Consider the following 2,950-nt stretch of genomic DNA (forward strand, 5'->3'; position numbering starts at 1 on the left):
CGATGCGGTGATGAAATCCGTATATTTGGCAACAAGGGAGGCCACCAAGAAGTGGTCCATGCCCATCAGGAACTGGGGCATAATTTTAAACCAGTTCCTTACAATCTATGAAAAAAGGGTCAGACTTTAGATAAAAGTCCAACCCTCGTTATTTTTAACTTACACACTTGGTGGGATAGTGTCTCTATTCAAAATATTCCTAGTTATTTATTTCCGATTCTTAATTGCTTTTATAAGCTCAATTAATTCTTTCACTTTTGTGGCTAATTCTGTTTCTTCAATTTCATCTGGCATATGAACCACTCTGTTCCGAAAATTTATAATACTCGCAAGAGTATATTCTTCCAGTTCTGATAAATTTAATAGTTCAGTGAAATTTTTGAGTCTGAATATTTTAGGGCCTTTATTTATCACCAACTTATTGAAGTCAGCCCATGCCAAAAGAAAATCATCGATTCCGTATTTAATTCCATCAACTTCAACTTTTTCGTAAAATAGATTTTCAAATAAAATCTTGGCTATACTGGAATATGCTATTACTTTTTCCTTTTCAACTGTTATTCCATTCCCATCATGATACAGTTGATTCCTAATTTTATGATACCATTCTATTTCACCAAGTTCTATTCCAACAAGTTTTCCCTTGGCATGATTTTCCATTGAATCCAAAAGACTTGGAAAACTTTTTGTTGCTTCTTCATATATTTTTCTTGTTACACCTTGTAACCGGGTTATCCTTTTCGGTAGGCCTAAATAGGTCTTCAGCATTAATTCAACTGAATTGTCGATGGCTATCATTGCCATTCGATAATCAAAATCGGTCTCAAGGGCTAAATGCTCAAGACCATGCTTTAATAGCTCTTTTGGTCCTGTTTTCCAAGGTTCATTTTTCATTCAGCTTTAAATATACTTTTGTAATTTAATATTTGTACAAATACAAATAGTTCTATTCTAGGGGAAGTACTTTAAAAATCCTACAAAAAGTTGGTTTGGGCAAGGAAATGGGGAAATATGTGGGTTCGACTACGCTCACCCACCGAAACCAACTCCCCTTCGACTACGCTCAGGTACCATAGCTAAATATAACATTTAGTTGTACCAAACTTCGTTCACAATTTCAATTTGGAATCATTTCTTTAAATACGTTCCACTTTTCAATATCACCATTTATTTCAAAGGTCTTGGAATTTTTAAATAGTAGGGAGATAACGCCTATTCCCGTACCCAAGGTCCCTCCAACAAATGCTCCAGCTACCGCTGCTTCTCCATTGGATAATCTTAATATTTGGCTATCTGGATCATTTGAAGCTACCCCTATAATCGCAAAGGTCACAGCACCTGATAATGCGCCAACAAGAACATTGTTTCCTCCAGAACGTTTGGTCTTGACCTTACCGATTTCATTGACCGTAAATGAAGTAGTTTCCCCATGTCTGATTAATTGTAGTGACGTTTCAGAGATGTTTAGAATTTTTCCCTTACCAATCTTTTTACCCTGTACATTGTACACCCTTACAAATCCATTCTTAGCTTTAATGGAGTTCTGAGCGGCGATGTTTAAACATAAAATCAAAGTCAACGAGAGAAGTACATATTTCATAACGGATAATTTTATTGGTAAAGGGTTCAAATGTAAATACACCTATTCAGCAATTACAGAAAAAACCCATTTTGTTTTTTGAGGAAGTAATTTAAAAATCCTACAAAAAATTGGTGTGGCCAAGAAAAAGCGGAAATATGTGCCTTCGGCTTCGTTTAGGGCGGACTGCTCAGTCACCTGCGTAAAAAGGTATGGTGCTTTTGTTATTTTTAATTTAGTCGTGTTCCCTTATACGTTCCAATAATCGATTTAAAATAGACTTTCTAGATTCTATGATACCAATTGCGCCATATGACCTCCCCATATCCCCAATCAAATAATTTTCAAAGCTTGACGTTTTTAAAATCCTATCATAATCATAGGTAATGTTTCGATTGTCCTTTATTGACGAGACCTTCTGATAGAACTCCTGTACATCTTCTTCACTAATTACCAATGTTCCAGTAGTCTCCGTAATATAGCCTTCTGGTAGTGTATACATTAAAGGTTCAAATTGATTTTCAACTATTCTTGTTATTGCGCTAAAAGAATTCTCTACTAAAACAAAGTCGGCATAGTACTGAGAGAGCTCTTTTACGATATCTTTTTCACGAAAATTATTGAAAATGCCCATCGATTTAGCAGATTCGAATGTCGTTGGGTAATTGGTAGCATTTACCGAATAAAACAAAGGTTCTACATACATGCCAAATTTTTCAATACCCATGGTCCGATTCGGATTTCTAACATATGTTAAAAGTGTATCTAAATATTGAATTCTCTTTTGGTGAAACCTATTGTAATATTTAAGCTTTTCATCATCCTTTTCCAAGTCTAATAGAATATTGGCAAAGAAGTTGTTTTCCACGATTTTTGCCTTGCGATCGTCATTCCAAGAGTTAATTTGCAAAGCAATTAAAATACCGATAACCACCAGAATTATCTCTCCAATTGCGTATTTAAAATACTTTTCTGTTTTACCCTCAGAAAGTAGGTTTTGTCTTATTTGTCTGAAGAACTTAATCATATTTCAGGTTTCTTTTTCTTCCGCAAGCGGCTATCTCAACCAAATGTCCACCGGACATTTGATTTTGCTTTGCAAAATTTAGTTTCGATAATCTAAAGAATTTTATCATAGGTTATTAGTTGATTACAATAAAGCACTAATGGTGTTGTGCTTTCTTTAATTAACTCGAGTTTCCTATTATAATATTGTTTTTTCAAATTGAAATGCCATTACGAACAGGATCAGTTTGATGACGAACCCGTCCGCCGTCACAGCGTTTATGTGCCTTGGCATCAGGGCGCAGATCCGGCTTATCGAGGTCTCTATCCTTTTTCTCATATGTTCCTTTATGAATGCCACGGCCG

General features: G+C 35.3%; 3 protein-coding genes and 1 pseudogene. 1 reads left to right on the forward strand and 3 read right to left on the reverse strand.

Annotated elements, in window-relative coordinates:
* Positions 1-130: pseudogene (locus BFP75_RS22290) on the forward strand (IS256 family transposase); the annotation flags it as partial.
* Positions 131-207: 77 nt separating this feature from the next.
* On the opposite strand, the gene BFP75_RS05220 reads toward BFP75_RS22290, so the two are convergent.
* The 3 genes from BFP75_RS05220 to BFP75_RS05230 all read right to left on the reverse strand — a co-directional run bounded on the left by BFP75_RS05220 (position 208) and on the right by BFP75_RS05230 (position 2,606).
* A complete protein-coding gene (locus tag BFP75_RS05220) occupies positions 208-894 on the reverse strand; it encodes a hypothetical protein (protein ID WP_099543998.1) in 687 nt (228 codons plus the stop codon).
* 223 nt (positions 895-1,117) lie between these two features.
* Positions 1,118-1,600 carry a hypothetical protein gene (locus BFP75_RS05225; protein WP_099544000.1) on the reverse strand — a complete coding sequence of 161 codons (483 nt, stop codon included), beginning with the start codon at positions 1,598-1,600 and terminating at the stop codon, positions 1,118-1,120.
* 214 nt (positions 1,601-1,814) lie between these two features.
* The gene (locus BFP75_RS05230; protein WP_099544002.1) at positions 1,815-2,606 is read right to left on the reverse strand and encodes a DUF6090 family protein; all 792 of its coding nucleotides are present in this window, start codon (positions 2,604-2,606) and stop codon (positions 1,815-1,817) included.
* Positions 2,607-2,950: the final 344 nt, after the last annotated feature.

It is taken from the genome of Maribacter sp. 4G9, from assembly GCF_002742265.1.
In the GTDB taxonomy this organism is placed as follows: domain Bacteria; phylum Bacteroidota; class Bacteroidia; order Flavobacteriales; family Flavobacteriaceae; genus Maribacter.